Genomic DNA, 26206 nt, shown 5'->3' on the forward strand with positions numbered 1-26206 from the left:
GATGGCGGCAAAAACGAAGCGACAGTCGTTCAAGAAGGCGCTGCTTCAGAAGCTGGGCCTCTGGCTCCTCCCGCCGATCGGCGCCCTGCTGATCCGTCTCATCTACCACACCTCCAAAAAACAGTTCAACCTTCCGCAGCATGTGCCGGAGGACCCCGTCATCTTCGCCTTCTGGCACGGGGACCTGCTGCTGATGCCCTACCTCTACTACCATTTCCGCAAGATCCCCAATGCCAACGTCATGATCTCGGACCATTTTGACGGTCGGATCATCGCGCAGGTAATGCGCTTTTTCCGCCTGGGCACCATCCACGGCTCTTCCAACCGCAAGGCCGCGAAGGTGCTGATCGCGGCGATGCGCACCCTCAAAGCGGGGACGGATATCGGCATCACCCCCGACGGCCCCCGCGGGCCGCGCTATGAAGTAGCGGACGGGATCGTTGCCATGGCACAGAAGACCGGGGCGAAGGTGATTGTTTTCAACTGCGTGCCGAGCCGCTGCTGGCGTCTGAAGAGCTGGGACCGCTTCGTCGTTCCGAAACCTTTCAGCCGGTTGGCGTTTTACGCTTCCGAGCCGATCGATCTGAAAGGGCTGGAATTGGACGCGGCCAAAGACGTGGTAAAATCGAAACTGATGGAACACGCACTGGAGTAGAAAAAATGACCAAAGTCGACCTCGTCCAAAACCGACTTGACTTTCTTGACTATCTGTTGGATATCCGGGGCTATTCGGATCTGACGGTCAAGAGTTACGACGAGGCGCTGCGGGAGGCGCTCCCCCGGGTCGAAGTGGTGGAAGAGTCAGGCATTTCGGTCGTCGACCTGATGCCCTACCGGTTGATGATCGCTTCGCAGAAGCCCAGGACGATCGCGAAGAAGCTCAGCGCCTGGCGCAGCTACGTCGCCTACCTGAAAAAACAGGGACTGGCGGTGGAACTCCGCGCGGACGAAAGCATCAAAGTCCCCAAAACCCTTCCCAAACCCGTCTCCCACGCACATATCATGGAAGCTCTTGCGGTTGCTGAACCGGAGGAACGGCTCGTGGTGACCCTGCTCTATACCCTCGGGCTGCGCCTTTCGGAACTTCATGGCTTAAGCCTCGATCAGATCGGCCGGGAGTGGGTGCGCATCCGTGGAAAGGGAGACAAGGTCCGTGATGTTCCGCTGCCGCCTGCCGCCTCTGAGGCGATAGCGGCCCACCGGCAAACGTGTTCTCCACGAACTTTCCTTTGCGAGTGTAACGGCAGGCGTTTAAGCGAAAATAGTTTAAGATATCTCGTTAACAGGGCCTTTGCGCGGGTCGGCCTGAAGGTGACACCGCATCAGCTCCGCCATGCCTATGCGACCGAACTGCTCAACCATGATGCTCGGATCGCGGACGTGAGCGAACTGCTGGGCCATGCGTCGATGGCAACGACGCAGATCTATACAAAACTGGGCAGTGCCCTAAAAATGAAGCATTATCGGACCGCCCATCCGCTGTGCAAGGAGACCGATGGCATTGGCTGATTTTCTCGCCCGCTTTTATGACAAGGTCTTCATCGGCCTCTATGCGCATGACGATACCCTGCAGGTCGGTGTCGTGACGCAGACGAGACGCGGGGAGGTTCAGGTGCGGCAGCGGGTATTCTTCGCCGGTCTGGACGAAGAGGCAATCGCCTTTTTGCAAGAGGCGGTCGATCGTACCCCCTATAACTATATCGCTGTGCTGACCGATCATGAACGGTGCGGTGCTTTGCCGACCTGTTCACTCTCCAAGGCGAAGGAGATGGCGCCGATCGTCGAGCGAAGCCGGACGCTCTGCATCGATGAAGAGTGGATGAATTACTGCGACGAAGAGGTGCTTTACGGTATCCAGGCGGGATATGCGGATCTGGCACCCGATGCCATTTACACCCCCTTTGCCGTGCTGCATGCCTATTTCGAATCGATAATGGCGGGCGCGCACGCGCTTTATGTGCTGATTACGCCCGGGGGGATGAGCCTTGCGGTTGTCAAAGAGAGCCATTTGCGTTTTGCGGAGCAGTATCGCTGTGACGGGAACGGTTCCGCGGCCCCGATGGTGGAGAAAATCACGACGACGCTTGATACCTACTACGGCAAACCGTGCTGCCGCGGGGAATTTGTCGAGGCCGTTTATATCCTCGACGCCACCGGGTCGGGAGAGGAACTTGCAGCAGCATTGGAAGAGACGTTGCTGGTCGAGGCGCAGAACCGCATGGTCGATGCCGCCGCGCTTTGCGCCCAAACGTGTATGAAGGAGAACGGCTATGGATTATAGTTTTATTGATCAGGCGGTCAAAAGCCCCTTTACAGCCGCTGTCCGCCGGGTGTGGATCGGCGGGGCTCTCCTGATCGGGCTCCTGCTGGCGGCATCGGCGGCCCTGCACCTGATGAACGGGGAACTGCGTACTGCGGCACAGAAAGAGCAGCACGCCCAGGGGACGATCCTGTTGCAGACGACGCAGCTGCAAGCCCAGCAGGCGCAGTTCACGAAGAAAAAAGAGGCGTGGCAGCAGATCGTGGCCATGGACAAGCTCCTCGCGGATCAGCTTTATGATCTGCTTGACCGTATTCCCGATGACGCGGTGCTGTCGCGTTTCGCGTATGATGAGAAGCGGATCCTTTTCGAAGGAACATGCCGCCGTTTCGATGCGCTGAAGGCGGACCTCGAGCGGGGCTTGTCGGGGCGCTATGTTTTGGCCTCCGCCTCGGAGAAATCCGGCAGGTTTACTCTCCGGTTTAACGTGACGGGAGGGTTGCAGTGATACTGAGACGCCAGAGTACGAGCTTTGAATTGACCCTTTCGCTTTTCGCGGTCATTTTCCTGATCCTCGGCGTGACGATAGGTGTGCTGATCCCGGAGGCGAAAGCTTACCTGCAACTCCAGGATGACGTCCAGCGTGCGGTGGAGCACAGCGACAGGCTTCAGATGGAATATGACCGTCTTTATGAAGCAAAAGAGCAACTGGCTGCGGAAGATACCCGGCTTTCGGAGCGTTTCGAGAACAGTATTGATGCCGCACAGCTTCAGGGGTGGGTTGCAACGGTACTGGGCGATGCCCCAGTGAGCGTCACGGCAACGGACGGAGGCTTTGAGATCGCGGCGCGGGTGAAAACTCCGATGGCATTTTATACGCTGATCGGCAGCCTTGATACGGCTCCGTGGGTTTTAAAGGTCGGGCCTTCTGTTTCCATGCAGGCCGATCACGGGGCGGTACAGGTTACGTTCGCGCTTCGCCCTTTGCCGCAGCCAGCTCTCTCTTTACGGCGTTAAAGTATTCCTCGTTCGTACAGAGGTAGGGGCGGACGTTTGCGCCGATCCCCAGCACTCGGCACTCCTCACGGAAATCTTTCGGCATCGTTCGCGCTGTCAGCGGCGTCACCAATGTACATTGCGGTGTGATGCTCAGTGCGTAACGGCGTCCGATGACCAGATCGTTTTCGGTCATCATCCGCTCTTTTTCCCCCTGGCGGAGCAGGTACCCTCTCTGTTTCAGCCAACGGTCGACGGCGCGCATCAGTGCCGCACGTTCCTGCTGCCCGGTATACATCAGTATTTCCGCCTCGATGGCGGGAAGGGGCAGCGGCGGTAGGGCCGCTGCATCGCGGCTGAGAAATGCCAGCGAGTTTTGAATTCCGCTGCGGTATTGCTCCAGCAGCGGTCCCGCATGCTGTTCCCGGAAGCGGTTGCGTTTGTAGCGCGGGTTACCGTTGGAACTGTCTTCAAAGTAGCGGTAGCCTTGCCTGTCAAGCCAGGATTGCAGATCGTTTTTAGTGGTACTCAGCAAAGGGCGGACCAGCCGGTACCCCTCACGCTGCGTAACCGGGGCCATCCCCAGCAGCTCGGGCAGTCCGGCCCCCTTGCACAGCTGCATCAGCAGCCACTCCAGCCGGTCATCGAGTTGGTGTGCCGTCAGTAGGACAGTATAGCCGTGCTCTGTGATCAGTGTGTCAAAGAAGGCGTAGCGGATACGGCGGGCTTCCGCCTCGAAGTTTTCCCGGATCGTTTCGGCGTCATGGACGTAGCATGCCTTACCGTACTCTTCCGCGAGGGCAAGGGCATGGGCGGCTTCCGTATCGCTCTGTGCACGCGAATGGTAGTTGACATGGGCGATATCGAAAGGGATCTTTTCGTTCAGCAGCAGGTAGAATAGGGCCGTGGAATCGATGCCGGCGGAGAAGGCCAGCAGATTCTTCCCTGCTTTTAAATGTTCGAGGGTCTGTGCCTCAAGCATGGCCCGTAACGGTTGCCGTCAGTGTCTCCCCGACAAGCTCAGTGATCTTGGCGCGGTAAGGTACGCCGAAAGAGAGTGCTTCGTCGAGGGCGTTGTCGTTGACGTAGATCTCGCCGTCGATCTCGGGGGCCCAGCGCAGGTCGCGGGCGCTGAGGAGGTACTCGTGTTCGTCGCTCTCGCCGTCGATAACGAGAACGATCTCGCGGCCGACCATCTTCTGGAGGGAGACAAGCTTGGCCTCTTCGGCGATGGCGCCCAGGATCTCGGCGCGTTCCGCAATCGTCTCCGCATCGACCTTGTCCGTACGCTCATAGGCACTTGTGCCCTCCTCATCGGAGTAGGCGAAAACATTGATCCGGTCAAACCCGAAATCGCGGGCATAATCACACATTGCCCGGAAGCTTTCATCCGTTTCGCCGGGGTGGCCGACGATGAAGCTGGTCCGTACGAAACTCTCCGGCAGCTTGCGCATGTAATCGAGCAGCATCTGCGTCTGTTCCCGACCGGCACCGCGTTTCATAATTTTGAGCATAGCGTCGTCGATATGCTGGATCGGCATGTCGAAGTAGTTGTGGAAGGTCGTTGACTTCGCGATTGTCTCCAGCAGTTTCATCGATGTCGTCGTTGGATAGAGGTAGAGAATGCGTGCACTCTTAACCCCTTCGATCAGTTCAATGCGCTTGATGAGCTGAATAAGCCCGTCTTTGAACCCTTGGTCGCGCAGGAAGGAGCTTGAGTCCTGGGAGATGAAACTGAAGTCGTAGTACCCCTTTTTGACGAGCCCTTCGACTTCGGCGGCGATGCTCTCCAGGGTACGGGAGTGGAGCTTGCCTTTAAAGGAGGGGATGGCGCAGAAGGAGCAGCTCTGGTTGCACCCCTCGGAGAGTTTGATGTAGGCATGGTAGGTCGAGCCGGTGACGACACGCTCGGCGCCGTCGATGAGGTAGACCTCCTCGCTGAAGCGGCTCTGTTTCGCGGCCAGGAGTTCGTCGATCTTGTCGTAGTCGCCGACGCCGGTGAAGATGTCCACTTCGCTGAGCTCCTTGCTCAGCTCCTCTTTGTAGCGTTCGCTGAGGCAGCCGGCCATGACAAGGACCGAGTGCTCCTTGCGGGAGGCATCGAGGCTCAGGACCGTATTGAGGGACTCCTCCTTTGCCGCGTCGATGAAGCCGCAGGTATTGACGATGATGACGTCGGCGTCTTCGCTTTCGGGCGTCAGTTCATACGATTGGAGCCGTCCCATCATGACTTCGGTGTCGACGAGGTTCTTCGTACACCCCAACGAGACGATATGCAGTTTTTTTGTACTCATGCTTTGCCTGTGAGAGGGCACAGCGGTTTTCCCCATGCCCTTTATTATAATTACGCAATTATACCGAAAGGGGACGCGTGGAGTTTGATGTAGCCATTCTCGGCAGCGGCGCGGCGGGTCTGATGGCCGCGGCACGCCTGAGCGAACGGGGCGGTCTCTCTGTTTGTGTCGTTGAGGGCAATGCGAAACCCGGGGCGAAAATCCGCATCAGCGGGGGCGGGAAGTGCAACCTTACCAATGTTTCGGTCTCCGAAAACAACTATCTCGGAGATGAGACACTGGTAAGGAGTGTTCTCAAACGTTTTGACGAGCATGCATTGCTGAAATGGGTGCGGATGCGGGGCTGTGAGCCTGTTGTCCGCAAAGCACGTTACTATTTCTGCCCCCGCAGTGCCCAGGAACTCATCGATATCCTGATCAAATCCGCCGAAGGGGTCCGCTTCTTCCTCGGACACAGAATCGAGACGGTCCGGCAGAAGGAAAATGGCTTTATCGTTACGACGGATAAAACGACACTCAAGGCACGCAACGTGATCGTCGCCACGGGAGGGGTCAGTTACGCTTCCGTGGGCGCGACGGACATTGGCCTGAAGATCGCTGAAAGTTTCGGGATCGAGACGGTGCCTTTCCGTCCGGCCTTGGCGGGGATGACACTGCAAAAAGAGCAGTTCTGGATGAAGGCGTTGACTGGAATCAGTTTTCCGGTGACGATACATGTCAGCGAAAAACGTCTCAGGGAGGATATGCTTTTTGCCCACCGTGGCATCAGCGGTCCGGCCGTCCTGTCCGCGTCGCTCTACTGGGAGAAGGGGACGATCACGATCGATTTCCTAGACGGCCTTTCTGTCGAAGAGGTGTTGAAACGGGGTGGGAACAAAAAAATTGCCACTGCTATTCCGCTGCCGAAACGTTTTGTAACAGCGTTTCTCGATATGCTCGGGGTGGCGGATAAGCCCTGCAGTACAGTGACAGCAGAAGAAAAAGTAATGCTCAAAACATTGAGCACCTATACGTTCGCCCCGGCCGGGACCTTCGGGTTTACGAAAGCGGAGGTGAGCAAGGGCGGTGTCGCCTGCAGTGCGCTGAAACCTTATTCATGTGAGAGCAGAGGCGTACGGGGGCTCTATTTTGTCGGGGAGGTCGTCGACGTTACTGGCGAACTCGGCGGCTACAACTTTCAGTGGGCCTTTGCAAGTGGACGGTGTGCGGCGGATCACATCTGGGCGGTTTAAAGTTGCGTTAAAATCGCAGTGGGTATAATCAGGGAAACACAGCAGGTGTTATACTGTAGTAAAAGGTGTACTATGCTTAAAAAAATCATGCTGCCGGCGTTATTGGTTCTGGGAATGAATGCCTATGCCGAGGACGCAAAAGGTCTTCTCGGTGTGGAAGTCGGTTATATTAATACGAAGTACAACACGCCGGGGACCGCGGGTACGGAAACAAGTCAAGTGGGTATGATGTCGGGCGGTCTGAAACTGGGGGCGGAGAGCCGCCACTACCGCGTATTTATCGACAGCAGTTTCTGGTATGCGGATGACCAGTACAAGAAAGCCGGCAAGGTCGGCGGGGCACTGCAGTATCTTCTGCCGATCGGGGATGTGTTCAATATTTTCATGGGCCTCAACGGTGGTGTGATTAACTCTGCTGGCGATACGGACGTTGATCCCTACTATGGTGCGGACCTCGGTTTCAACCTCAACCTGAGCGAAAGTTTCGGGATCGAAGTGGGCGGACGCTTTTGCGACGTGGCGAATTCGAACAAAGACAGTGTTGTGACAGACTTCATTCAGGGATATGTCTCTGCAATCTTCAAATTCGACAGCGATTATTAATGCGCTGTCAGTGCAGCGGTAGCTCCGCTGCACTGCATCTACAAAGCATTTTTTCATAATGCGACGGTTTCTTCCCTATCTCAGGGAGGCGGTAATAGGCTATAGAGACCGTACTTCCCATCACGATTCAGGAACATAGAATGATTCGAAAAATTGCCCTGGGGCTTTTGCTCGCTGTCGGTCCGTACATCATGGCCGAAGAGAACAGCTTCTCCTCCATTTTCGGTGTAGAAGCTGGTTATGTCGAGACGAACTATAATGCTCCCGGTTCGGCGGGTACGGTGTCCGAAAACGTTTCAACAGGGTATGTCGGTTGGAAATTGGGCGGCGAGGAGGGTGACGTCCGATTTCTGCTCGACGGAGCTATCTGGCACACTGACGATTACAACTACGCCGGCCGCATCGGGGGATCATTGCAGTACGTCTACCGTCCGTCCAAAACGTTCGACCTCTTTTTCGGTGCGGATTTCGGGGGCGCGAATTCCGTCGGGAGGACGAACGTCAATCTCTATTACGGCGCGGAAGGCGGGCTTGACGTGGCTCTTTCTGGAGGGTGGTGGCTGCAGGCAGGCGGGCGGTACGGCGATGTCGACGAAGGCAGCGATGATCAATGTCTCCGTGACTTTTCTCAACTCTTTCTAGCCGTCATCTATAAGTTCGGGGAGAGTTGATAGATGCTCCGTTGCGATGATATGCCACAGGGATTCTTCCGATGATCGAAACGCCGTATGTAAGTGTCGACGGCATCGTCGAGCTCTTTGACAGTGAGGGGCATTTTTCCGGCATCGTGCTGATATCGCGGAAAAACCCACCTTATGGTTGGGCACTTCCCGGCGGATTCGTCGATATCGGTGAAACGGTCGAACAGGCCGTGCGCCGCGAGATGAACGAAGAGATAAGCCTGGATGTACAGGTGGATCGGCTGCTGGGTGTCTACTCGGACCCTACCCGCGATCCGCGTTTTCATACGGTATCGGCCGTTTTCGTCTGCAGGGCAACGGGAGTGCCGCGGGCGGCTGACGATGCGAAAGAAGTTCGAGTCGTCTCACGCGATGAAGCGCAGGCCTTGCCACTGGTCTTTGATCATCAGCGGATTGTGGAAGACTACCTTTCAGGAAAGCAGTGCGTGACCTACTGAGCTGTCGCCATCGATGCCTCAGAAAGGAGTGGCTATAATTGCGTAATTTTTTTCAAGGCGATTGCGATGTTGACATTTAGTGACCTGCTGCTCAAACTGCAGCAATTTTGGAAGGAACAAGGCTGTAATATCGTCCAGCCCTACGATATCCCGGCCGGCGCGGGGACCTTTCACCCCGCAACCTTCCTCCGTTCGCTTGATTCGACGCCGTGGTCGGTAGCCTATGTCGCCCCCAGCCGCCGTCCGACGGACGGGCGCTACGGCGAGAACCCCAACCGCCTGGGAAGCTACTACCAGTTTCAGGTCCTGATCAAGCCGAGCCCGGACAATATCCAGGAACTCTACCTCAAAAGCCTGGAGTACCTCGGACTGAATCTCAAAGAGCACGATATCCGCTTCGTCGAGGATAACTGGGAATCACCGACACTCGGGGCCTGGGGCCTTGGATGGGAAGTGTGGCTCAACGGGATGGAGGTGACGCAGTTCACCTACTTCCAGCAGGTCGGAGGTGTCGCCTGCGACCCGGTTGCCGTCGAGATCACCTACGGCACGGAGCGTTTGGCCATGTATCTTCAGGGCGTTGATACGGTCTTTGACATTGTCTGGAACGACAAGGTGAACGGCGGAGCCGGAGAAGGTGCCCTGGGGCAAAACGCATTCGGCAAGACGCTCTACCGCGATATCCACAAAGAGGGGGAGATCGAGTTCTCCAAATACAACTTTGAAGTGGCGGACACGGCGATGCTCTTTGCCGACTTCGATGCGAAGGCTGCGGAGTGCAAGCGTGCCCTCGATGCGGAACTTCCCCTCCCGGCCTATGACCTTTGTATGGCGGCCAGCCACACCTTCAACACCCTTGACGCGCGTAAGGCGATCTCCCAGACCGAACGTGCCAACTACATCCTCAAGATCCGTGAACTGGCCAAGGGGTGCGCGGAGCTCTACAAAGCCCAGGAAGCGGAGCGGCTCGCACGCGTAAAGGCGTAATCTTTTTCCTATGAAACTCATCGGCCAGATCGAGAAGATCTTCTACGAGGACGAGGGCTTCTTTGTCGGCGTACTCGGGACGGGCGAGAAGATCAGCGGCCACTACTTTGAAAGCAGCGTCGGCAGCATCGAAAATGCGGCCGTCACCCTTGAGGGTGAGTATGTTGAGCACCCCAAATACGGCCGCACCTTTAAATTCCATACCCTCAACGTCAATCAGCATGAGCTTTTTTTCTTTCTCAACCGTGTCGTAAAGGGATTCCCGAAGAAGGTGACGGCGGAGCTGATCGAGCGCTTCGGTGAAGAGGGAGTGATCGAAATTCTCGACAACGACATCGAAAAACTGACGGAATTCGCGGGCATCAAACAGAAGCGTCTTGAACGGATACAGGGGCGCTGGAAGCAGTTCCGTTCCATGCGCGAATTGGGGAGCCTTCTGGCCCCCTATAATGTAACCCCCGCCATGTTGACGACAATCGCCGGCGCGATGAAAGAGGTCAACGATCCTGTTGCGGCGATCCGAAGGAATCCCTATATCCTGACCAATGTAGAGGGGATCGGGTTTAGGCGTGCCGATGAGCTGGCGCTGAAAATGGGGGTCTCCGAAGCGGATGAACGGCGTCTCGCCTGCGCCATGGAGTATGCGATCGCACAGCGCTGCGAACGCGAAGGCAACAGCTGCCTGGGTAAAGCGGAGTTGTTTGCAGAACTGGATGTCCTGCTGCAGGAGGGGGCGGTCCCGCAGCGTTATGAGGCCGTGCTGGGAGAACATATCGCGGACGAGTCGATACGTCCGCTGAGCGGAGAACTGCTTGCCCCGGTACGGCTGTACGAGGCCGAACGCTTCATTCACGAGGAGTTTCGTCGCCGTTTGAAACGGCACGACGAACCGTTGACAGGCGATCTCGAGGCCTTTTTGGCGGAGGCGTCCTTTACGCCGGGGTCGGAGCAGCGCGAAGCGCTCGAGACGCTTAACGGAGGAACGCGGCTGCTCTGTCTGGTGGGATACGCCGGGACGGGGAAGAGCACGACGGCAAAGCTGCTGCTGGACCTACTGGCAGAGCGGCATGGACATGAACAGATGATCACCTGTGCGCTCAGCGGCATTGCTTCGCAGCGTATCGGGGAGGTGAGCGGGTACGAGAGTGCGACGATCCAGAGCCTTTTGGTGCGCTTCGAAGGCCGCGACGCCATGCCCTACAAGGTCGTTCTCATTGATGAAGCTTCTATGATCAACGCGCCGCTCTTCGCCCGGCTGCTCAGCAAGTGCCACCGGGACGCGACGATCATCATTGTCGGTGACGACGCCCAGCTCCCTCCGATCGGTGCTGGGGACGTGCTGGGTGACATCATCCGTTTCAATCTGATGCCGGTGGTGACGCTGACGAAGATCTACCGCCAAAGCGAGACACAGGCGATCCCGGCCATCGCCGATGCCGTGCGGCACAGCGAGATCCCCGCACTTTTCGGTGATTACGACGACTTCCGGTTCTTGCCGATCGCTTCGCGGGAGTTCCCTGACCGCGAGGCGCATGCCGGGGCGGTGTTGGCCGCATTGGCGGAAGCAGCGGTGCAGGCGATCCCGGCATGCCGCGAACACCTGAAACAAAAAGAGCTCTATGCCTACCTTACGGCCTTCCAGGTGATCAGCCCGATGAAGGGCGGGACCCTCGGCACGGAAAATCTCAACCGGGTGCTGCAGGAATACTTCAACCCCTCTCCCCGCCAGACGGTCCAGCGGGGCGACAGACGGTTTGCACTGATGGACAAGGTCGTTCACACGAAAAACGACAACATGCCCGCCTGGAGCCAGGAGGGGTACAAAGCGGAAGCCCCTTCGGAGAAGCATCGCATTTTCAACGGGATGCTGGGGCTGCTGTTCCGGATCGACGAGGAGGCGGAGCAGGTCTACGTCGTCTATCCCCTTGAAGAGATGGTCGTCTGCTACGACTACACGCAGCTCACTTCCCATCTGATGCTTGCCTACGCCCTGACCGTGCACAAAGTCCAGGGGATGGAGTACGGCACCGTTGCGATGCCGTTGACCTTCAGCCACTACGCGATGCTGGACCGGAAACTGCTCTATACGGCGATCACCCGTGCGAAAGAGCACTGCTTGATCGTCGGTGAGACGGATGGGTTTACTCGCGCTCTGCTTCGGGGGGAAACCGTATCGCGCCGTACGGTGCTGCAGTATCTGGCAGACGTACATTAGAAGATTCGGGGTTCAGCCAATGCAATAGGCTGACCGAAACGGCAGAATGTGCGGGTGGGGACTATTCGCCGATGCCTTTGAAATAGTGCCGGGCGTCGGGCAGACTTTTGCGGGGGATCTGCACGAGAACGGGGCTCTTCGCCGGATCGAGCCAGCGGATGATCTTTGCGAGCGAAGTCGCCGGCATCGACGTGCATCCGGCGGTTCCGGCACCGGCGCCTCTTTCGATATGCAAAAAAATGCAGGAGCCGCGCCCGGCCTCGCCTCCCCTATTGTGCTCGACGACAACCCCCTGCCGGTAAAGCCCGTCTTCCCGTCGCATCCACTCGAAACTTCCGAAGGCGTGTTCCGGCCGAACGCGGACAATACTGTTATAGGCTTCTGCACGGCTGTCGTCGACGCAAATGAGGTCCGGCGTGGCCTGGAGGTAGGGCATAGCTGTTGCGGTTTTGTCCGCATAGCCGAAGACCGGACCCAGGGCAAAGATGCCGGCGGGTGACCGACCGTCCCCTTCATGTTTGACCGGGTCGGAGGGGGCATGGGGCAGCGCTATGGACCCGATGCCCCAGCCGAGTCCGTTTCGACCGAGGTTGACGGTGATGCTTTCGCCGACCGGTTCCCATCCGCCGGAAACAGCGGCGTAACGCTGCAGGAGCGCAGTGGAACGGTTCATGTCTTCCGACACGACGAGCAGAAGCTGGTCGTGCGCGTAGACTGTCACACTTATCACATAAGAAAACAGATAAATCATATTTGCAAAACGTAACATCTCGTGGTACACTTACCTCATAACGATAAAATGGTGATTACATCATAACATAGACGGCAGGGACGCAGATGAATTTGAGTGTCAGAAAAGCGACGGAAAATGACGCTGATATCGTGGCAGACGCTATGCTTACAAGCTCGAGAGCCGGGAAGAAGATCGGTATTTTCGACCTGATTTTCGAGACGTCGGACAATGGGGTTTTGAAAGAGCGTCTGCGTGCGTTGGCGCTGTCCGCGACCAAAAGCTACTGCCATTACAGCAATTTTCTTCTTGCGGTGTCGGGCGGTGCCGTTGCCGGAACGATCTGCGGATATGAACCCCGGGTAGCGACCCATGACGTCTTTACAAAAGCATTGGCCGAATTGGGCGTCGATGAAGGCTACCAGGAACGGATTGCTACTTTTCTGCTGGTCAAACCGGAGATCGACCGTCAGACCTGGGTCGTGGATTTTATGACGGTGAATGAGGGGTACAACCCCCTTACCGTTTTTGCGGAGTTGATCAAAAAGAGCCTGCTCTCCGCGCGATTGAAAGGGTATCGGAAGGCACAGACGATGGTGGAAATAGGCTCTTCGGACGCGCAGATCCTTTATGAAAAGCTCGGCTTCGAAGTGATGGACGAGAAGCGAAGCGAGCTTTACGACGATCAGTTCGGGCGGGCCGGCATCAAACGACTGCAGATGGCCCTGTGACCTACACGCCTGACGTTTTTTCACTGCTGCCGCCTGTTGCGGCAATCGTGCTGGCTCTGCTGACAAGGCAGGTGCTGCTCTCCCTGGCGGTCGGCACCCTGGCAGGTATTCTGGTCTATACCCATTTCGACCCGGCAGCAGCCGTCACAGAGATAGTAGCGCTTTTTGCCGGGCTCTTTACGACGCCGTGGATCTTAAAGACCCTCGCATTCGCCGTTTTGGTGGGATCGGTCATGGAGCTTGTACGGCGATCGGGCGGGATTGACGGCTTCGTTCATCTGCTGCAGGAGCGTTACAAGATGCTCCGTTCCCGGCGCGGCGCCTTGCTGTTGGTGTTCGCGACGGGGATCGTCATTTTTATTGAATCTTCCATAACTTCGTTGATTGCCGGTGCCATTGGCAGACCGCTGGCCGGGCGTTTCGGCTTTAGCCGCGAAAAACTGGCCTATGTCTGCGATTCTACGGCGGCCCCGGTCTGTTCCCTGCTCGTCATTAACGGCTGGGGGGCGCTGCTGTTGGGACTGATTACTACGCAGATTGCCGCCGGGTACCTTCACGGCGAGGCGGTTAATATTCTCGTGCATTCGGTGGTATTCAACTTCTACGCCATGATCGCGCTCGCAGTGACCTTCTCCGTTATCTGGTTTGACTGGGATATCGGGCCCATGCGGCACACTAGTGCACCGCATGGAGCCTATGAGCAGGAAGTGAGTCACGGGGATGCCTCTTTGATGATCATACCGCTGCTGCTGATGGTCGCGGGGGTGTTTCTCTTTTTATGGATCTCGGGGGGTGGGGATCTGCTCAAAGGGAGCGGAAGCAGTGCCGTTTTTTATACGATGCTGCTGACGTTGGGCGGGATCGCGCTGCAGTACCGTCTGAAGGGTGTCATGTCGTGGAAAACGTACTGGGACGCCGCTCTGGACGGTGCACGCGCACTGATACCGATCGCGACCATTCTACTCTTTGCTTTTGCCATCGGGAAAGTGATCGATCTCGTCGGGACCGGGAGCTATCTGGCGGGCTTTCTGCAGGCGGGGATGGCCCATGTATGGCTGCCGGCAGCCGTCTTTGTATTGGCGTCGATTATGGCGTTTGCGACGGGGACGAGCTGGGGAACGTTCAGTGTGATGCTGCCCATTGCCGTGGCAATGGGGGCCGCGGGGGAGAGCTATATGCCCCTACTGATCGGTGCCGTGATCTCCGGCGGAGTGTTCGGCGACCACTGTTCCCCCATTTCCGATACAACGATCATCTCATCCCTCGCGGCAGGGTGTGATCATATCGACCATGTACGGACCCAGTTGCCTTATGCACTGCTGGCCGGAGGTGCAGCGCTTGTTATGTTCCTGGCGGCTGGATACGGTATCGAAGGGTTTTAGGAGGAGAGGAGCTCGAAGCCTTCCGCTTTTTTGGCGGAGATAATGTTGAGCGAACCGAGCAATGCCTCTTTTTTGCTGCTGAAGTAATGCTTTTTGGATGATTTTGAACAGTGAAGCCCGCAGTGGTGGATAACAAGGTAATCGTTGAACAGCGTCGGGTAGAGGACGATCTTGTAGTAGGAGAGGGACCGGTTGTTTTTGCGTACCAGGGTCATTTTCCGCATTCCTGTTCGGTTTTGTTCATTGTAGCGGATTTGTTTTCAAAATGCAAAAAAACGGGGAAGAACACAGCCGGAAACAATGGAGAAAATAGGATCTATTCGTTGTCGGGAAAAGCAGCTACTTTACGGTATGCACCGCTGTCGATATAGTGCAGCAGGGCTTTTGGGTAGACGGGCGGGATGGAAACGGTGAGCTCGCCTTTGGGCCCCAGGAAGAGCAGGGTCGTCTCCGTTTGGGCCGCAGATTCAAGCCAGGAGCGCGGTACGCTGATGTAAAAGTTGTCGTAATAGAGCCCGTCACGGATTTGGGAGGTATAAGGGAAGACATCATGCTGTTTCCCGGCGGTATCGATGGCTTTTTTGAACCCGCCCCAGGCCTTTGCCCTGAGACTGAAGAGAAGCAGATAGCGCGTGGGGATGATATCGGTCACTTCGCCCGAGTCGTCCAGGGTGAGTTGGACGGTAAACGTCGTGCTGATGGCCGCACGCTCTCCCACAAAGCGGGGGGAGGAGAGTCGGCTTGGCGGAACGATGCTGACAAGGTTGCTTTCCGGATAGGAGACCTGCATGTGCTCCAGAAGGTACGCTTCCGTCATGGGATCGGGCACGGACTCCGGCACCGGTTTTTTGGCACAGCCCGTAACAAGCAGGATAATAAGAAGCGGGAGTAACCGGATGAGTGTTCGTTGCATTGTCGACAATTTTACCATATCCTGATACAATCAACCGTATGAAGAATGCGACGATACTGCTGCTCGAAGACGATACGGCCCTGCATGAAACCCTGAGTGAATACCTTGAAGAGGAGGGGTTTGACGTGGTTGGCTGTTTCGACGGCGAGAGCGCGGAAGATCAGCTTTATGAGCGCACCTTCGATCTTTTGATCCTGGATGTCAACGTCCCGGGGAAGAACGGTTTCGAGGTACTGAGGGAGGCCCGGGAGCGCGGCGTTGAGACCCCGGCGCTTTTCCTGACGACGCGCGACAGTGCCGCCGATGCGGAACGGGGGTTCGAGAGCGGGGCGGACGATTATGTGCGCAAACCCTTTTCACTCAAAGAGCTTCTGCTGCGGGTGCAGAGCATGCTCCGCCGCCGCTTCTCCCACCCCGTCAGCGAGAAGATGGATCTGGGAAAAGGGTTGGCCTTTGACCTGCAAAACGCACTGCTCTACGACAACGGGGAACCGGTCAAACTGGCCGAAAAACCTCGAAGACTCCTGGAACTGCTGCTGCAGCGCCGCGGCGATGTCGTGACCCACGAAGTGATCAACGCGCACCTTTGGGGCTTTGATGAGAGCCCCAGCGAGGAGGCGCTTCGCACCTACATCAAAACCCTCAGGAGTGCTGTTGGCAAAGACCGTATCATCAGTCACAAACGTACGGGCTATCAGTTTCGCTGAGAACCGGACGTTCCGCGCTTTCGTTCTGCTCTATACCCTGATGGGACTTGCCATCCTGGCACTGCTGGGGTTGCTTTACTTTCAGACCTCAAAAGCGGAAATGCTCTCATCACACCGATTGGCGATGCAGCTCGAAGGGGAGAGCTACCTGCCGAACCTGATCAAATGGATGCAAGGGGAACAGTCGGATTTTCCGGAAGACCCCGCCTACGATACAGCCTTTTATCTCGGGGGCAAACGGGTCGGAGGCGATCTGCCGATGCCGCCGCCGGATTTCGCACCCGGTATTCACGAAAGCAGCGGCATGATCTACCTGATCATACCGATGGGCTCCTACGGACTCAAAGACGGCAAAACGGTGATGATGACAGAGGACGACGGGCTGTGGCGTCAGCTCTATTGGCGCAGTGCGGCCATGTACGGTGCGATTTTGTTTGTGCTGCTGCTGTTGACCGGGGTGGGACTGTCACGCCTTTTCCTCCGTCCGATGAAGGAGGCGGTAGCGCTGCTCGACAGTTTTATCAAAGACACGACCCATGAGCTCAATACGCCGGTGACGGCAATTTTGACGAACGTCGAGCGTCTTGAGACGGCGGCACTGGATGAAAAACAGCGTAAAAAGGTTGCCCGCATTGAAACGGCCGCGCGGACGATCGGGTCGATTTACGATGATCTGACCTTTCTGCTGCTGCGCCGGGATGTCCGTATTGAAGACGTTCCGATTGACATGGAGTCTTTTGTGCATGAACGCCTGGAGTATTTCCAGACCCGTTTTGATGCGAAGGGGCTGAAGCTTGATATGAGCGTGGATGCGCCGATGGGTGTTGTCATGGACCGGACTCTGGCGGCGCGTTTGATTGACAATCTTCTGTCCAATGCCGTCAAATACAGTGACAGGGAGACGAAAGTATCGGTAGAGATCGGGAAGAATGTTCTGCGGATCGCCAATACCGGGGTGCCGATCCCCGAAGCGAAACTCTCTCACATTTTTGAGCGTTTCGCCCGGGCCGATGAGAGCCGGGGCGGTTTTGGTATCGGCCTGCACCTCGTAGCACAGATCGCAGCGCGCTACCGTATCCGCATCGCGGTGGAAACGGAGGGGAAAGCGACGCAGTTCGTGCTTACTTGGCCCCGATGAATTCGGCGATCGTTTTGATCTGTGTCTCGTCCAGGGAAGCGGCCTGCCCCTTCATCAGCGCTTTCATCGATCCGCCGTAAGTTCCGTCTTTGTAGCCGCTGAGGGCGGTTTCGATCTCGGCGGGTGTCATCGTGTTGATGACTTTGCTTTTACCCAGGGCATGCTTTTCGCCGTTGGCACCGTGACAGGCGGCACATTTATTAAAGAGGGCCTGTCCGTCCGCCGCGCTGAGCGCGACACCGAGGATGGTGATGAGTAACAGTGACTTTTTCATTGTGTATCTCCTAATGTTTTGATATAGGCAGTATAGGAAACCATTGTGGAGGGATTGTGAAGCTTCCGGAGGGAGCAAGAATATGCCGACAGACGACAAATTGTCTATAGGTTCAACGCCTTTATAATAAGGGAGAATAGGGCTGTTGGAAACGGTATGGATAAGCTTAACTTTGCTCTTTCAGGATGGTTATGCCTTCAACGACGTATAATTCCACACTTCGTTTTTGTATGCGGCCCGCACACAGTGTCTTAAGCGAAAGCAAACGGCAGGCTCAATACCATATAAGAACAGCAAAAGAGAGAAGGCAGACAAGATGATAAATGCGGAAGCACTGGAAGCATTAGGCATTAAGAATACTCAAGAGATTTTTTATAACCTTTCCATGGATGATCTGATCGACCATGAGCTGAAGAACGGCGAGTGCCATATGACCAGCAGCGGTGCGACCACGGTCGATACCGGTATCTTCACCGGCCGCAGCCCCAAGGACAAGTTCTTTGTCTTTGAAGAGCCTTCCAACAAGTACATCGCCTGGGGCGACGTCAATCAGCCGGTTTCCAAAGCGGTGTTTGATGAGGTCTATGCCGTCGCCATCAATGAGCTCTCCGGCAAAAAGCTCTATGTTAACGATCTCTTCAGCGGTGCCAGCGCCTCCAGCCGCCGCAACATCCGTTTCGTCTCCGAAATTGCATGGCAGTCCCACTTCGTCCGCAACATGTTCATCGTTCCGCAGGCGGAGGAGCTTGAAGGCTTTACACCGGACTTCACACTGCTCAATGCCTGTAAAGCCGTCAACGAAAAGTGGGAAGAACATGGGCTCAATTCCGAGGTATTCGTCCTGTTCAACGTTGAAGAAAACATTGCCATCGTCGGCGGTACCTTCTACGGCGGGGAGATGAAAAAAGGGATCTTCTCCATGATGAACTACTGGCTGCCGCTTGAAGGCAAGATGGCCATGCACTGTTCCGCCAACGTCGGGAAGGATGGCGATACGGCACTCTTCTTCGGCCTCTCCGGTACGGGCAAGACGACGCTTTCCACCGACCCGAACCGCGCGCTGATCGGTGACGATGAGCATGGCTGGGATGATGAAGGTGTCTTCAACTTCGAGGGCGGCTGTTATGCCAAAGTTATCGATATCGATCCGAAGAACGAACCGGAGATCTACGCGGCGATCCGCCGCGGTGCCCTGCTGGAAAACGTCGTCTTTGACGAAGAGGGTGTAGTCGACTACGGCGACGGCAGCAAAACGGAAAATACCCGCGTTTCCTACCCGATCGAGCACATCGAGAACCGCCAGCAGAACCTGATGGCAGGGCATCCTAAAAACATCATCTTCCTGACGGCGGATGCCTTCGGAGTTCTGCCCCCGGTCTCCAAGCTCACCAAAGAGCAGGCGATGTACTACTTCCTCAGTGGTTACACGGCAAAGGTCGCAGGTACAGAACGCGGCATTACCGAGCCGGTCGCGACCTTCTCGGCCTGTTTCGGCGAAGCATTCCTGCCGCTGCACCCGACGGTCTATGCGAAGCTCCTCGGCGAGAAGATCGACAAGCACGGGGTCAATGTCTACCTGGTCAATACCGGCTGGACGGGTGGCCCGTACGGCATCGGAAGCCGCATGAGCATCAAGGATACCCGCGCCTGCATCAACGCGATTCTTGACGGTTCCATTAATGACTGCGAGTTCGATACGACACGCACCTTCCGTCTCCAGGTACCGAAAGCCCTCGGCGATATCGATCCGAAGGTCCTGAACCCGCGCAACGCCTGGGAAAACAAAGCGGAATTCGATGCCGCTCGCGATCGCCTGGCAGCGATGTTCATCGACAACTTCCACAAGTATGAAGAGGGAAGCGGTCATGAATTCGACTACCACGAAGCGGGACCGAAGATCGAGTCCTGACATGTGGGCGGGGTCTCCCCGTTGACCTTTCCTTCTCCTCTTTAGAGTATAATCCCCCAAATTTCTTTTTCGGATACTATATGGAAGATATGTTCTCCAACCTGACGACGTACGGTTATATTGCCCTTTTTCTCTACTCGCTCGGCGGCGGCTTTGTAGGCCTGATGGCGGCGGGGGTCCTCTCTTACATGGGCAAGATGGATCTTGCAACGGCCATGGCGGTGGCGATGATTTCGAACTTTCTGGGCGATTCCCTGCTGTTTTACATGGCGCGCTACCACAAGAAAGAGGTGTTGAACTATTTTCACAAACACCGCCGCAAACTTGCACTGTCGCATATGCTGATGAAAAAGCACGGCAGCTGGATCATCTTTATGCAGAAGTTCGTTTATGGCATCAAAACGCTGATTCCGCTGGCCATCGGCATCACGAAGTATGACTTTACCCGCTTCTCCGTTCTCAACTTTTTCGCGGCGTTGCTCTGGACGCTGGTTGTGGGGCTGGGGAGCTACCTGGCAGGCAAACCGATCATGGGAGTTTACGAGGCAATCGTCGAACGTCCCTATATCGCACCGCTCATCATCGTTGTGTTGGGTGGGCTTATTTGGTTCTATCTCAGTCGGGCCACGAAAAAGCGCGCCTAGAGCTGCCGGATCTTGGTGATTTCGTCGCGTAGGCGGGCCGCCTCTTCGAACTCCAGTTTCTTGGCCGCTTCTTTCATCTTCTGATTCAGTTCGGCCAGGATCTTTTTACGTTCGGCGGCCGGCATCTTCTCCATTTTCTTGCGCTTGTTGTAGAGTTCGCCCGTCTCTTCGAGCTTGAGGTTTTCGTCGAGCTTGCGTTTGACGGTCGTCGGTGTGATGCCGTGGGCCTCGTTGTGGGCCATCTGTTTTTCGCGGCGGTGGGTCGTCGTGTCGATGGCGGCTTTCATGGAACGCGTCATCTTCTTGGCGTAGAGGACGACGCGCCCTTCCGCATTCCGCGCAGCACGGCCGATGGTCTGGATCAGGGAGGTCTCTGAGCGCAGGAATCCCTCCTTGTCGGCGTCGAGGATGGCGACGAGGCTGACTTCCGGAAGGTCCAGGCCCTCGCGCAGCAGGTTGATCCCGATGAGGACGTCGAACTCCCCTAGACGCAGGCTGCGGATGATCTGGTTGCGTTCGATGGCATCGATATCGGAGTGCATGTACTGCACCTGGATGCCGAGGTCGGCCAGGTAGGTGGTGAGTGACTCGGCCATCTTCTTGGTCAGCACCGTCACGAGAATGCGGTCCCCTTTTTCGACGGTCTTCTTGATCTCGTCGTGGAGGTCTTCGACCTGGTTGTCGGAGTCCTTGATGATGATCTGCGGATCGAGCAGGCCCGTCGGGCGGATGATCTGCTCGGCTTTGACGGCGCTGAGCTCCAGTTCTACGTCGGCGGGGGTGGCGGAGACGAAGAGGTAGTGGGGCGCCTTGTCGATAAACTCCTCGTATTTGAGCGGGCGGTTGTCCAGGGCGCTGGGAAGACGGAAACCGTATTCGACGAGTACCTCTTTGCGGCTGCGGTCGCCGGCGTACATCCCGCGGAACTGGGGCAGGGAGACGTGCGACTCGTCGACGATGATCATATACTTGTCATGGTTGATGGCGAAGTAGTCCAGCAGGGTGTAGGGGGCTTCGCCCGGCTTTTTAGCGGTGAGGTGGCGGGAGTAGTTCTCGATCCCTTTGCACATGCCGACGGTCTCCAGCATCTCGAGGTCGAACTCGGTGCGCTGTTTGAGGCGCTGCGCCTCGACGATCTTCTCGTTGGCCAGCAGGTTGTCCAGCCGCTCACCGAGTTCATCCTCAATCGTCTTCACGGCCCGGGAGAGTTTCTCCTGCCCGACGGTAAACTGGCTTGTGGCGTAGACGGTGACCTTCTCCTTCTCCTCAAGCTTTTTGTTGGCGATCACTTCGAAGGTGTAGATGGCCTCGATCTCGTCGCCGAAGAACTCCACCCGGATCGCCTCGTCCTCAAGGTAGGGCGGGTAGATGTCGAGCACGTCGCCGCTGACGCGCAGGTGCCCGCTGTCGAAGTAGGTGTCGTTGCGGCTATAGCCCATCTCCACGAGGCGCAAGAGCAGCTCCTTCTGCTCAATCTCCTGTCCGACCTCGAGGATCTGCACCATTTTGGCGTACTCCTCCGGGTCCCCCAGACCGTAGTTGGCGGAGACAGAGGCAATGACGATGACGTCGTCGTAGCTGAGCAGATTGGCCGTCGCCGAGAGGCGGAGACGTTCAAGTTCGTCGTTGATGGAGCTGTCCTTTTCGATAAAAAGGTCCTGGCGCGGGATGTAGGCCTCTGGCTGGTAGTAGTCGTAGTAGCTGATGAAGTATTCGACGTGGTTGTTGGGGAAGAAGGCCTTGAATTCGCTGTAGAGCTGGGCGGCAAGGGTCTTGTTGTGGGTCATGATGATCGTCGGCAGCTGGGTCTTTTCGATAACCTTCGCCATCGTATAGGTCTTCCCGCTTCCGGTGACACCTTCAAGGGTCTGGTAACGGTGCCCTTGGAGGACGCTCTTGGAGAGGGTGTCAATCGCTCCGGGCTGGTCTCCTGCCGGTGCATACTCGGTGACGACTTCAAATCTGCCCACGCATCATCCTTTACTCTTATCTCTTTGTGATAGAATTATAGCCAAGCGCGGCAGGGAGCGTTCCCGCCGCACAAACGAGAGAAACAGGACAGAGAAATTATGGAACAGCAAGGACAAAGCGTCGTTGACAGACTCGGCGGAAAAATTTCACAGGTGATGGCACAGCTGCAGGCACTGAAAGAGGAAAATGAGGTCCTGAAAAACGACCTGATGAACCAGCAGACGCAAAACGACGCCTACCGCGGCCAGATTGAACGCCTTGAAGCGGACAACGCAGCCAAAGAGCGCGAGATCGAAGAGATCGTCAACAAGATCGAGAGTATTCTCGGGTAAGCCGGAGGATCCGGCAAGCGCATGAGCAAAAAAGTCTCCCTCACCGTCAACCGCAGCCGTTTCGACATCGATCTCGACGACGCCTTTGCGGATTTCTTACTTGAACAACTCGATAAAGATTTCAAACTTGATGCAAATAATGATCTGAAAGTGCTTTTGCAGGCGTACGTCCGGAAAAACTATGAGCTTTTTGAGCAGGCAGGCAGGCTTGAAGAGATGCTGAACACGATAGATGCTAAAAATTGAGTATTTCCATTAATCTTTCTATAAGTAAGAAGATTACATAATAACATCAGGTTACGAGTGTGGCCAAAACTTATGTTAAGGAGTCTCTTATGAAAAGAGCTGGTTTTACAATGATCGAATTGATCTTCGTTATCGTTATTCTTGGTATTTTGGCGGCTGTCGCCATCCCGAAACTTGCTGCAACACGTGATGATGCGAAAATTTCTGCCATCATCGGAAATGCGCGTACACTGATCGGTGATATTACTGCAAAGCGTACTGCACTGGGTGAGGCAGACTTTAAACTTGCTCTCTATTCAGATGTTTCCAGTGTTCCTGCTAATAAAGGGGCGTGTGGTACTGCTTATGCTGCAGCTGATAAGCTTGCAGGTACGACTGCCTATTTGTGCGACTCTGACGCTGGTACTGGATGTGTAACGCTCCAAGTTGATGCGAACGGATCCACAATTACAGTTGGCACAAATACAGGTACTACTGTTTGTGATGGTGTCGCTGCTGACCCGGCGATCATTGCGTATAAAGCAACACCGATCAATATGGGTGGATCAACCGTTACTCGCTAATTTTTCTTAACAACCCCCCGGGCTTAAGCTCGGGAGTAATCCCCTTTTCAACCTTCGCTATACACATGTATACTACTGCTGTTTATTATCGCACTTTTTTGTTTTAAGAATGCAATTAGAATTAAAGGTGTAACATGGATATTAAGGGATCAACCATGAAAAAAGCCGCTTTTACGATGATTGAGTTGATATTCGTCATGTTGGTGTTAGGAATTCTTGCAGTCATCGCGATCCCAAGATTAGCGGCGGTGCGTGATGATGCAGAAATATCGAGAATGGCGAGCGATGTTATGACGGGCAGCTTTGAATGTGCTGCTCATGTTGTGGCGAGGGGAGCGGTCGATCCAACGATGTCAAATATGTCTCAAGCGATCAAAAATGTTGTTATTGCTGGAAAAGCGACCGAATCTCCAAGGCATGTCTCATTTATTATGGGAACGATTCCAAACTGTGTCATGCTTGACATTAATCAAAGTAGTGATGGAAATGTTGAAGAGATCCAACTCAGTTATGCGAATGCTGGTAGCGATGATCTCTGTCTCGGGTTACATGATGTTATCGACGAAGGGAAATTTCCCATTCCATTGAAAGGAAGAACCATTGTACGCTAAACGATATGGATTTACAATGATTGAACTTGTTTTTGTTATTGTTGTACTGGGAATTTTGGCGGCTATTGCCATTCCAAAATTTGCAGCGACAAGAGAGGATGCGCAGATATCCAAAGGGGCGGCTGATGTCGCTGCGATCCGTTCCGGAATCATTTCTGTACGGCAGCAATACCTCCTGCGAGGGCAGACATCCTATCCCTCTTCGTTGAGCGGTGCAGGCGTTGCAAGCGGGAAACTGTTTGACGGAAACGGAACAGGGACGATCCTGATGTACGCAGTAACACCCAAGACGGCCGGAGGGCACTGGCGGGGTACCGACCCGAATTATATCTACCAAGTAGGAACGGTGAACTGCGGCTTTACCTATAATAATGCAAACGGTACGTTTAATCTAACGACAACCGGTCAGATATACTGTGACGGGCTTGTCGGTAACTGATGTTGCTACGGCTATTGTGAAACTTTTTTCTCTCCTTTCACGATAGCCAATGCCCTATTTTGAACTCTCTCTTTTAAATACCCCGCTTGGTGCACTGACTTACGCATCTGATACACCTTTGGAGAAGGGGCAAATCATTGAGGTGTCGCTACAGACGAGAAAGCGTCTCGGTATCGTAATGAAGCAGGTGGAACAACCTGCTTTTGAAACCGAAAAGATCACTGCACTACAAAGCGCCTATTTCAAAAATTGGCAAATCGAATTCGCAAGATTTATCTCCGAATACTATTTTTGTTCCCTGGGGGAAGCGCTGGGGCTCTTTGTCCCTTATGACGGATTGTCAAACGAGGTAGATCAGACGCTGTATGGCTCAATTGCACTTTCGAAACGCCAGGAAGAGGTGTTGACTTTTCTGAAAAAGCATCCGGTCTCACTGCTTTTCGGCGATACCGGTTCGGGCAAGACAGAGATCTATATGAAATATTTTGAGGCGATGCTGTCACAGGGAAAACGTTCTTTGTTCCTCATGCCGGAAATCTCGCTGACACCGCAGATGCAGAAGCGCCTGGAGGCGCATTTCGGGGATGCCGTGGTGATGTGGCACTCGAAACTGACGAAGAAGCAGAAAGAGAAAGCACTGATCAAGATTCGTAGCGGAGAGGCGGGGATCATCGCCGGCCCGCGCTCTGCGCTTTTCCTGCCGATCGACGATCTTGGCGTGATCATCGTTGACGAGGAGCATGACGACAGTTATAAATCCTCCTCACGCCCGCGCTACCATGCCCGGGATATGGCGATCTATTACGGGAAACTGCTCAAGATCCCGGTGGTGCTTGGCAGTGCGACCCCTTCACTCAGTTCCTATGTGAAATTCCCCCACTACCGGCTCAAAGGCGGGCATTTTCAGAGCGAGCGCGCGTTTGAGTTTGAAGCACATGCCGAGGGGATTACGCCGAAGATCGAATCGGCCATCGAGGCGACCGTGGCGCAAAAAGAGCAGGCGATGCTTTTTATCCCGACCCGGGCGAATTTCAAATATCTCATCTGCAGCAGCTGCGGCTATACCTATGAGTGCCCTTTTTGCAGTGTCGGGATGAGCGTACACCGCTACCGCCGTCAGGTACGCTGCCACTACTGCGGGTTTGCCGAGGCGATTCCCCAGCACTGTCCCGAATGCCAGACGGGTGACCTTGTCAGTTCGCGTCTGGGCACGGCGGAAGCGGTCGAATATTTCCATGAGCAGCAGCCGCAGTGGCGGGTGGCGCAGTTCGACCGGGACAAGATCACAACCCAGAAAAAGCTCAAAGAGCTGCTGCACGCTTTTAACGAACACGAGATTGATCTGCTTGTCGGGACGCAGATGCTCTCGAAGGGGCATGATTACCATGCAGTGACGCTCGCGGTCGTTTTGGGTCTGGACAACCTTCTCAGTCTCAGCGATTACCGAGCTCGGGAGCGCGCATTGTCGCTTTTGCTGCAGATCGCGGGGCGCAGCGGCCGGAAAAAGGCGGCACGCGTCATTGTGCAGACTTTCAATGCCGAATTCTTTTCCGCCTATGTCGATGCGTATGAACGGTTCTTGGAGGAGGAGAAACTCTTCAGAGAAGGGATGTACCCGCCCTACAAAAAGCTCTGCCGCGTGCTCTTTGCCCACAAAAAAAGCGAGACTGCCGAAGCGGCGATGCGTCAGATGGAAACGGGACTGAAAGTGTTCGACACGGTGGAAATCGTCGGGGCCGGGAAGGCACCGATTGAAAAGATCGCGGGGAAATACCGCTATCAGATTCTGTTGCGCTCCGATAAGAGCACTGACCTGATCCGGGCGCTCAAAACGACGAAGGTGCCGCTGGCCGAGATCGATATGGATCCCATCGAGTTCGGCTAATATCGA

Annotated in this window: 30 protein-coding genes; 23 read left to right on the forward strand and 7 right to left on the reverse strand. The window is 55.5% G+C overall.

Features of this window, described 5'->3' with window-relative positions:
* Position 1: 1 nt before the first annotated feature.
* Genes LOH54_RS02985 through LOH54_RS03005 form a run of 5 tightly spaced genes read left to right on the forward strand, consistent with a single transcriptional unit; the run spans position 2 to position 3277 of the window.
* Positions 2-655, forward strand: a complete 654-nt coding sequence (locus LOH54_RS02985; RefSeq protein WP_231020310.1) for a lysophospholipid acyltransferase family protein — start codon at positions 2-4, stop codon at positions 653-655.
* Between the two features lie 5 nt (positions 656-660).
* A complete protein-coding gene (locus tag LOH54_RS02990; protein WP_231020311.1) occupies positions 661-1509 on the forward strand; it encodes a tyrosine-type recombinase/integrase in 849 nt (282 codons plus the stop codon).
* Positions 1496-2281 (forward strand): DUF8569 domain-containing protein, encoded by a 786-nt coding sequence (locus LOH54_RS02995; protein ID WP_231020312.1) that lies wholly within the window; start codon positions 1496-1498, stop codon positions 2279-2281. The genes LOH54_RS02990 and LOH54_RS02995 overlap by 14 nt, the downstream gene beginning before the upstream one ends.
* Positions 2271-2768, forward strand: a complete 498-nt coding sequence (locus tag LOH54_RS03000; protein ID WP_231020313.1) for a hypothetical protein — start codon at positions 2271-2273, stop codon at positions 2766-2768. The genes LOH54_RS02995 and LOH54_RS03000 overlap by 11 nt, the downstream gene beginning before the upstream one ends.
* Entirely contained in the window at positions 2765-3277 is a 513-nt protein-coding gene (locus tag LOH54_RS03005) for a cell division protein ZapB (RefSeq protein ID WP_231020314.1), read from the forward strand. The genes LOH54_RS03000 and LOH54_RS03005 overlap by 4 nt, the downstream gene beginning before the upstream one ends.
* On the opposite strand, the gene tilS is transcribed toward LOH54_RS03005, so the two are convergent.
* Both tilS and rimO read right to left on the reverse strand, forming a co-directional pair.
* Positions 3225-4238: a tRNA lysidine(34) synthetase TilS gene (tilS, locus tag LOH54_RS03010; protein ID WP_231020315.1), complete on the reverse strand. Its 1014-nt coding sequence runs from the start codon at positions 4236-4238 to the stop codon at positions 3225-3227. The genes LOH54_RS03005 and tilS overlap by 53 nt on opposite strands.
* Positions 4231-5550 carry a 30S ribosomal protein S12 methylthiotransferase RimO gene (rimO, locus tag LOH54_RS03015; protein ID WP_231020316.1) on the reverse strand — a complete coding sequence of 440 codons (1320 nt, stop codon included), beginning with the start codon at positions 5548-5550 and terminating at the stop codon, positions 4231-4233. The genes tilS and rimO overlap by 8 nt, the downstream gene beginning before the upstream one ends.
* Before the next feature lie 77 nt (positions 5551-5627).
* Between rimO and LOH54_RS03020 the strand changes: the two genes are divergently transcribed.
* The 6 genes from LOH54_RS03020 (at position 5628) to LOH54_RS03045 (ending at position 11725) form a co-directional block, all read left to right on the forward strand.
* Positions 5628-6782, forward strand: coding sequence for a BaiN/RdsA family NAD(P)/FAD-dependent oxidoreductase (locus LOH54_RS03020; RefSeq protein WP_231020317.1), 1155 nt, complete (start codon positions 5628-5630; stop codon positions 6780-6782).
* 72 nt (positions 6783-6854) lie between these two features.
* Entirely contained in the window at positions 6855-7385 is a 531-nt protein-coding gene (locus LOH54_RS03025; RefSeq protein ID WP_231020318.1) for a hypothetical protein, read from the forward strand.
* A gap of 140 nt (positions 7386-7525) precedes the next feature.
* The gene (locus LOH54_RS03030) at positions 7526-8056 is read left to right on the forward strand and encodes a hypothetical protein (protein ID WP_231020319.1); all 531 of its coding nucleotides are present in this window, start codon (positions 7526-7528) and stop codon (positions 8054-8056) included.
* Positions 8057-8097: 41 nt separating this feature from the next.
* Positions 8098-8523, forward strand: coding sequence for an NUDIX domain-containing protein (locus LOH54_RS03035; RefSeq protein WP_231020320.1), 426 nt, complete (start codon positions 8098-8100; stop codon positions 8521-8523).
* A 66-nt stretch (positions 8524-8589) separates the two neighbouring features.
* Complete coding sequence (gene glyQ / locus LOH54_RS03040) at positions 8590-9510, forward strand: glycine--tRNA ligase subunit alpha (RefSeq protein ID WP_231020321.1); 921 nt, start codon at positions 8590-8592, stop codon at positions 9508-9510.
* A gap of 10 nt (positions 9511-9520) precedes the next feature.
* Positions 9521-11725: an AAA family ATPase gene (locus LOH54_RS03045; RefSeq protein WP_231020322.1), complete on the forward strand. Its 2205-nt coding sequence runs from the start codon at positions 9521-9523 to the stop codon at positions 11723-11725.
* A 61-nt stretch (positions 11726-11786) separates the two neighbouring features.
* On the opposite strand, the gene LOH54_RS03050 is transcribed toward LOH54_RS03045, so the two are convergent.
* Positions 11787-12446 carry a L,D-transpeptidase family protein gene (locus LOH54_RS03050; protein WP_231020323.1) on the reverse strand — a complete coding sequence of 220 codons (660 nt, stop codon included), beginning with the start codon at positions 12444-12446 and terminating at the stop codon, positions 11787-11789.
* Positions 12447-12619: 173 nt separating this feature from the next.
* Here LOH54_RS03050 and LOH54_RS03055 point away from each other — a divergent pair, with 173 nt between their 5' ends.
* Both LOH54_RS03055 and LOH54_RS03060 read left to right on the forward strand, forming a co-directional pair.
* Positions 12620-13186, forward strand: a complete 567-nt coding sequence (locus LOH54_RS03055; RefSeq protein WP_231020324.1) for an N-acetyltransferase — start codon at positions 12620-12622, stop codon at positions 13184-13186.
* Entirely contained in the window at positions 13183-14568 is a 1386-nt protein-coding gene (locus LOH54_RS03060) for a Na+/H+ antiporter NhaC family protein (RefSeq protein ID WP_231020325.1), read from the forward strand. Before LOH54_RS03055 ends, LOH54_RS03060 begins: the two co-directional genes overlap by 4 nt.
* On the opposite strand, the gene LOH54_RS03065 is transcribed toward LOH54_RS03060, so the two are convergent.
* Complete coding sequence (locus tag LOH54_RS03065) at positions 14565-14783, reverse strand: hypothetical protein (RefSeq protein WP_231020326.1); 219 nt, start codon at positions 14781-14783, stop codon at positions 14565-14567. The genes LOH54_RS03060 and LOH54_RS03065 overlap by 4 nt on opposite strands.
* 101 nt (positions 14784-14884) lie before the next feature.
* Positions 14885-15481, reverse strand: coding sequence for a hypothetical protein (locus tag LOH54_RS03070; protein ID WP_231020327.1), 597 nt, complete (start codon positions 15479-15481; stop codon positions 14885-14887).
* 38 nt (positions 15482-15519) lie between these two features.
* Between LOH54_RS03070 and LOH54_RS03075 the strand changes: the two genes are divergently transcribed.
* Both LOH54_RS03075 and LOH54_RS03080 read left to right on the forward strand, forming a co-directional pair.
* Entirely contained in the window at positions 15520-16188 is a 669-nt protein-coding gene (locus tag LOH54_RS03075; RefSeq protein WP_231020328.1) for a response regulator transcription factor, read from the forward strand.
* Entirely contained in the window at positions 16136-17326 is a 1191-nt protein-coding gene (locus LOH54_RS03080; protein WP_231020329.1) for a sensor histidine kinase, read from the forward strand. Before LOH54_RS03075 ends, LOH54_RS03080 begins: the two co-directional genes overlap by 53 nt.
* On the opposite strand, the gene LOH54_RS03085 is transcribed toward LOH54_RS03080, so the two are convergent.
* On the reverse strand, positions 17310-17600 hold the full coding sequence (locus LOH54_RS03085; protein WP_231020330.1) for a c-type cytochrome: 291 nt from the start codon (positions 17598-17600) through the stop codon (positions 17310-17312). The genes LOH54_RS03080 and LOH54_RS03085 overlap by 17 nt on opposite strands.
* A 316-nt stretch (positions 17601-17916) precedes the next feature.
* Between LOH54_RS03085 and pckA the strand changes: the two genes are divergently transcribed.
* Together pckA and LOH54_RS03095 are read left to right on the forward strand one after the other, a co-directional pair.
* Positions 17917-19509, forward strand: a complete 1593-nt coding sequence (pckA, locus tag LOH54_RS03090) for a phosphoenolpyruvate carboxykinase (ATP) (protein ID WP_231020331.1) — start codon at positions 17917-17919, stop codon at positions 19507-19509.
* 80 nt (positions 19510-19589) lie between these two features.
* Positions 19590-20153 carry a DedA family protein gene (locus LOH54_RS03095; RefSeq protein WP_231020332.1) on the forward strand — a complete coding sequence of 188 codons (564 nt, stop codon included), beginning with the start codon at positions 19590-19592 and terminating at the stop codon, positions 20151-20153.
* Here LOH54_RS03095 and uvrB read toward each other — a convergent pair.
* Positions 20150-22123 (reverse strand): excinuclease ABC subunit UvrB, encoded by a 1974-nt coding sequence (gene uvrB / locus LOH54_RS03100; protein WP_231020333.1) that lies wholly within the window; start codon positions 22121-22123, stop codon positions 20150-20152. The two genes, LOH54_RS03095 and uvrB, sit on opposite strands and share 4 nt — an antisense overlap.
* A 99-nt stretch (positions 22124-22222) precedes the next feature.
* Here uvrB and LOH54_RS03105 point away from each other — a divergent pair, with 99 nt between their 5' ends.
* The 6 genes from LOH54_RS03105 (at position 22223) to LOH54_RS03130 (ending at position 26200) form a co-directional block, all read left to right on the forward strand.
* Positions 22223-22456 carry a hypothetical protein gene (locus tag LOH54_RS03105; RefSeq protein ID WP_231020334.1) on the forward strand — a complete coding sequence of 78 codons (234 nt, stop codon included), beginning with the start codon at positions 22223-22225 and terminating at the stop codon, positions 22454-22456.
* A gap of 21 nt (positions 22457-22477) precedes the next feature.
* Entirely contained in the window at positions 22478-22702 is a 225-nt protein-coding gene (locus LOH54_RS03110) for a hypothetical protein (RefSeq protein ID WP_231020335.1), read from the forward strand.
* Between the two features lie 89 nt (positions 22703-22791).
* Positions 22792-23265: a type II secretion system protein gene (locus tag LOH54_RS03115; RefSeq protein ID WP_231020336.1), complete on the forward strand. Its 474-nt coding sequence runs from the start codon at positions 22792-22794 to the stop codon at positions 23263-23265.
* 155 nt (positions 23266-23420) lie between these two features.
* On the forward strand, positions 23421-23876 hold the full coding sequence (locus LOH54_RS03120; protein WP_231020337.1) for a type II secretion system protein: 456 nt from the start codon (positions 23421-23423) through the stop codon (positions 23874-23876).
* Between the two features lie 16 nt (positions 23877-23892).
* Positions 23893-24315, forward strand: coding sequence for a type II secretion system protein (locus LOH54_RS03125; protein WP_231020338.1), 423 nt, complete (start codon positions 23893-23895; stop codon positions 24313-24315).
* 49 nt (positions 24316-24364) lie between these two features.
* Entirely contained in the window at positions 24365-26200 is a 1836-nt protein-coding gene (locus LOH54_RS03130; protein ID WP_231020339.1) for a primosomal protein N', read from the forward strand.
* Positions 26201-26206 lie beyond the last annotated feature (6 nt).

It is taken from the genome of Sulfurimonas sp. HSL-3221 (assembly GCF_021044585.1).
In the GTDB taxonomy this organism is placed as follows: Bacteria; Campylobacterota; Campylobacteria; order Campylobacterales; family Sulfurimonadaceae; genus Thiomicrolovo; species Thiomicrolovo sulfuroxydans.